The sequence below is a fragment of the Caballeronia sp. genome, from assembly GCF_028292365.1.
GTDB lineage: Bacteria > Pseudomonadota > Gammaproteobacteria > Burkholderiales > Burkholderiaceae > Caballeronia.
Genome location: NZ_JAQGMM010000352.1, coordinates 1 through 4,504 on the forward strand (window position 1 = coordinate 1; position 4,504 = coordinate 4,504).

A 4,504-nucleotide genomic window follows, 5' to 3' on the forward strand; every position below is an offset into this window, starting at 1 on the left:
CAAGTGCGCGAGCGCAGTGGTCGTTCAGGCGGCGCAGGAATGGAGAGAGGTCGCGAGGGGTCATGGAGGATCATCGAAGAGGGTTTGAAATACGCACGGAACCTCGAATGAGGCCCGTGCGATCAAACCGGCTCTGGACAACGAAGGCTGTCGCCCATTACCGGCCGCCGAAACTCAAACGCTTACGAGCGTTCGTTCCAGCTATCGGCATGAATGATGTTGCCGTCCTTGTACGCCCACGTGATCTTCTCGTAGCGAAGTTCCACGTTTTCCAGATTGTTGTGCTTCTCGTACGACGGGTCATTGACGTCGTGCATCTTGGGCTTCACGCTCACTACTTTCACGTTGTCGAGCTTCGTATTGAAGTACTCCTTTTCCTTGCCGGCGTCATCGATCTTGTACCACTTGATCTCGATCGACTTGAGCGTCTGACCGCTCGTCACAGCCTTGTAAAGGTACGGCGTCGATGCGTCCGTTTCCTTCGTGAACGTGACTGCGCTGTGCACACGCGTGCCGGTCAACTTGCCAGTGTTGCCATCGGTCGGAATGTGAATGCCGTGATCGAACGCAACCACTTCAACACTGCCTTCGCGGCCGGTGACGGTGACGGAGCCCTTGACGTCCGCGCCGCCATCGTCCTTGATCCACATGTATGACGGAATTGCCATTTTCTTTTCCTCTTCTAATTAAACAAGCAGGCCACATTGCCTTCATGGCCCTCGGGAGGTGTCCCGTTCTTACGATCGTCACGACAGTCCGGAACGAGCGTAATTTCGACGCGACGGTTCGCAGCGCGACCCGCCTCTGTTTCGTTGCTGGCTTTCGGGCGCGTGTCGCCGTAGCCCTGAATCGCGAATCGTGTGGGTGAGATACCGGATGCGTCGGCCAGCCAGTCACGTACCGAGCTGGCTCGTGCTTCGGAGAGGGACTGGTTGCTTCGCGGGTTACCCACGGAGTCCGTATGACCCGCAATCAGTACGCGCTTCGATGCATGCGCTTTAATTAATTCGAGCGCGCCGACCAGCACTCGGTTCGAGCCCGGATTGAGCACGGCGCTGCCGCTTTTGAAGAGGGACAGGCTGTTGAGTTCGATCATCGATACCGGTGGTTCAGGCGGTTGATAACCGGCAATCAATGCATTCGCTACAGGAAGCAGCGGCGCCGCACGATAGAAACCAAGGCCGAGCCTTGGGGGCACACCGTTGCTTGCATACGTGGCGAGTTGATCCCGGTCGCGCTTGACGATATTGAGCGCATCGACGCGTGCTGCGTCCTTACTCGATGGGATCGCGCGGTACCGTGCCATGTCGTTGCTCACGCGCTCGACCAGGTTGCGGTTCTGCCATGCGGAAGCAGCGGCCGCTGCGCAAAACAGCGCGACGAGCGCGATGAAGCCGTGAGCAAGCGCACGGGGTAACGCACGATGCACTTGCTGTGTCGCAATGCCCCGGATAAGCGGTTCGGGTAGCGGATAACGAACGCTCGCGCCGGCAATCCCCGCCGCATTCGCAGGTAGCGTAAGCCCCGTTCGCTCGCAGCCATAGCGCGCAAGTAGCGAATCCGTAGCCGGTTGACCCTCGACTGCAATCACGCCAAACGCGTGAACCTGAACAGCACGCGTTGAGCGTTGATCATCAGAAAGCGCGGGCAATACGGACGCCGCAGCCCAACATGTCACGATATCCAGCCGCGCAGCGCGACGCGCGCGGGCTTCGCGGACCTCCGGAATGGCCATGCCCGCATACTGCGTAAGACGCGCCGAGATCAGTTCAGGCAGTGCAACCACGTTCACGTCGTGGCCGCCTGACGTGCCGAACCAGGGGCACTCGTCGGTGGTGGGCCGCAATTCGTTCGCATACACCGCAACGCAAACCGGTAACGGATAACCAATCGCGCGGCCGGCCTCATCAATTGCCGAGCGCCAGCGTCGAAGACCGCCGATCAATGTTGCCTGATCATTGGCCGCGTCTGCATCGACCAGATAAGCAACCGCATCAGGTCCTTGCCCATCGCGCCAGCGTTTGAGCGAATCAGCGAAGTGCGCAAGGCGACTCGGATCACTTACGCATACCCAAATCGCCGTCTCGGTCAAGCGAATGGCTTCCTGACCTGACTCCCTATCGAACGCGCTGGCGACCAGCGTGCTGGTGGTCCCGAACACCAGCACGAGGGGCGTATTGCGCTTGATATCTGCGGGCAGGCCGCTCAGCGCACCGTCGATCTTGCGCAGGACTTGCTGCGTGGCAGCCACGCGTGCAATCACACGCCGCGTCGCGACAACAATCGCCGCTGCCGCGCTCAGCACAACGAGCACGCCCACGAACACATTCCAGCCGAGCGACCATGGTGAACACAACACCAGCCATACGATGGCCAGTGCCGCGATCCATGCAAAGTTCGATCGATGGGGATAGCCGGTGGGCGAATGGATCACCGAATTGACCACAATACGTCCCGTCAAACCGCAATACGCGCGATCGACGCGGTGAGCCATTGCCCCAGCGCCAGATACACGAGTCCCGCAACGAGAACGGCACCTATCACCCAACCGAGCGGAGACACGTTCGTGCTCCAGCGGCGTGACGCATCCTGCGAGAGCAATACGGTGCCCGACGTATCCACGCTTCCGGCTTGTCCGATACGCTGGTCGAGTGCGCGCATGAGTTCCAGGCGCACGTCGGCACCACTCAGCGCAAACTTGCCCTTGAAGCCCAGTCCGAGCACGGCGTTGTAGAGGCTCAGCAGCGCGAGCTTCGGCCGCGGTTCTGCGAGCCGCTGCTGAATCTTGTCGATGAGTTCGTAGCCCGCGTCATTGCTTTTGAATTCCCGCACCTGGAGCGGTTCGCGCTCCCATGCGCCGCGCTCCGCTCCCTTCAAATAGGCAAGCGCCGTTTCGTCCAGCAGCGCGCATTGAGCGTAGGTTGCATCGCGCACTACATCGGGAAGATGACCTGCCGCCCTGAGTTCGCGCCCGAGCGCATCCACTTGCGCAACACACTTCGCCTGGAACGATGCGAAAGTAATAGATGACGCGTCGTCGGCAAGACTCGCGACGGTGAACGCGGTATCGCGAAAAGCGTTGGGTAACAACGCGGTGTACTTTGCGGGTGAAACGCTTGCGTCGTTCATGTCATTCATGTCGGCAGCACCGCGTAGAGTTCGAGGACGACATCGGGAATGGACGACGGCACATAGAACCGGCAAGCGCGCGCATCAATCATCCGTTTGAATGCCGGATGAGCGCTGTCGAGTGCGAAGTACTGGCTCTCGATACGAATAGGGATTGCAGCCGGCAAGCGCGACATCGAGCGCAACGGAATGCCCGGCATCGCCGAGTTCACGATCTGCTCGACTTCATCGGGCGCACCCGCCTTGCACAATCGCGGCAACTGTTCGAGCAATGCGTGCGCCGGTAACGAAGACTGCACCGAGAGGTAGTAGTCGGCGCCATCGGTCAGGCGTTCATCACTGATCTTGCCCGACCACATCGTGTGCTTCGACCGTTCGAGCGCAATCGGCACGACGCGGGACGGAATAACGGTATCAAGCAGTATGCGGATGAGCGATTCCAGTTCCGCGAACATCGGTTCGGGAGCGAGGTGATCGTAGGCTGGAATGGCTTGCAGCGTCTCAGTGGTGGAGAAGGTCAGCAGAGAGCCGGCCAGCCGCGCCAGAACGCCATACAACCGCTCAGGATGTTGTTGCGGCGCAGCGCACAGCCTCGCCAGATCCGGCCAGGTGCTGTTCACGCTGTGAAGCAGCCAAAAGAGCGATACGTCGGACACCGCATAGTCGGCGATCTGATCCGAACGTTCGCGGCGGCGCACCGCGAGACTCGCGCTTTTGGCGCTGAGGATGTCGGATAAACGCTTCATCCGTTCCATCAAGCGCTCGTTCGCCGACAGAAATAGACACGGCGGCACAAACGCGGGATCGAACTCGAACAGGCCCTGTGTGTTGCGCAGCAGCCGCCCGATCGGACACGTGACATAACTATCCGGCGCTTCGAAGTCAAATAGCAATGCGAGTGCGTGTCGCTCGATGCTCAGTTCTTCATGACCTTCGCCGTTGATATCGGCGACGTTCAAATACTCACGCACGAAACGGCGTGGTCGCGCATGGCGCTCGCCTTCTTCGATGCAATTTCCGCCTTGCGCATCGATCAGGGGGAGCCCGATCGAGACAACGACGCCATCGACCGTCGACAATATGTCACTTAGTTGGCGCGGAACCGGCAAGCGATCCGCGGTCTCCGAATCGATAAACGTGCCATCAGACAAACGCACATCAATTGCATTCAGTTGCAGCCGATTCACGCCCAGCGCCTGCTGGTCGAATACGACGCGACTCAAGCCCCACGGATCGGCGCTGATCATTCTCGCCGTGCGCTCATCGGCGAATTGATTCCACATCGCCTGTTGCTGGAAATGCTGGGGCGTCATGAATACGCCCTTGGCCCACAGCGGTCTGGTTATTTTCATTCTTTCTTTTGTGTTTCTCTTGT

At 59.6% G+C, this 4,504-nt stretch carries 4 protein-coding genes; all 4 read right to left on the reverse strand.

Annotated elements, in window-relative coordinates; translation table 11 throughout:
- Window positions 1-182 precede the first annotated feature (182 nt).
- From JWR14_RS21090 to tssK, 4 genes are read right to left on the reverse strand one after another with little or no spacing between them, the layout of a single operon-like run.
- Window positions 183-668 carry an Hcp family type VI secretion system effector gene (locus JWR14_RS21090; RefSeq protein WP_299710912.1) on the reverse strand — a complete coding sequence of 162 codons (486 nt, stop codon included), beginning with the start codon at window positions 666-668 and terminating at the stop codon, window positions 183-185.
- Between the two features lie 14 nt (window positions 669-682).
- Window positions 683-2,494, reverse strand: a complete 1,812-nt coding sequence (locus tag JWR14_RS21095; protein ID WP_299710915.1) for an OmpA family protein — start codon at window positions 2,492-2,494, stop codon at window positions 683-685.
- Entirely contained in the window at window positions 2,458-3,138 is a 681-nt protein-coding gene (locus JWR14_RS21100) for a DotU family type IV/VI secretion system protein (protein ID WP_299710918.1), read from the reverse strand. The genes JWR14_RS21095 and JWR14_RS21100 overlap by 37 nt, the downstream gene beginning before the upstream one ends.
- Window positions 3,135-4,481, reverse strand: coding sequence for a type VI secretion system baseplate subunit TssK (gene tssK / locus JWR14_RS21105; RefSeq protein ID WP_299710921.1), 1,347 nt, complete (start codon window positions 4,479-4,481; stop codon window positions 3,135-3,137). Before tssK ends, JWR14_RS21100 begins: the two co-directional genes overlap by 4 nt.
- Between the last annotated feature and the right edge of the window lie 23 nt (window positions 4,482-4,504).

Excerpts from the sequence above, each read along its gene's own strand:
- tssK (WP_299710921.1), bottom strand. The coding sequence starts at position 4,481 with ATGAAAATAACCAGACCGCTGTGGGCCAAGGGCGTATTCATGACGCCC.
- JWR14_RS21095 (WP_299710915.1), bottom strand. The coding sequence starts at position 2,494 with ATGGCTCACCGCGTCGATCGCGCGTATTGCGGTTTGACGGGACGTATT.
- JWR14_RS21090 (WP_299710912.1), bottom strand. The coding sequence starts at position 668 with ATGGCAATTCCGTCATACATGTGGATCAAGGACGATGGCGGCGCGGAC.
- JWR14_RS21100 (WP_299710918.1), bottom strand. The coding sequence starts at position 3,138 with ATGAATGACATGAACGACGCAAGCGTTTCACCCGCAAAGTACACCGCG.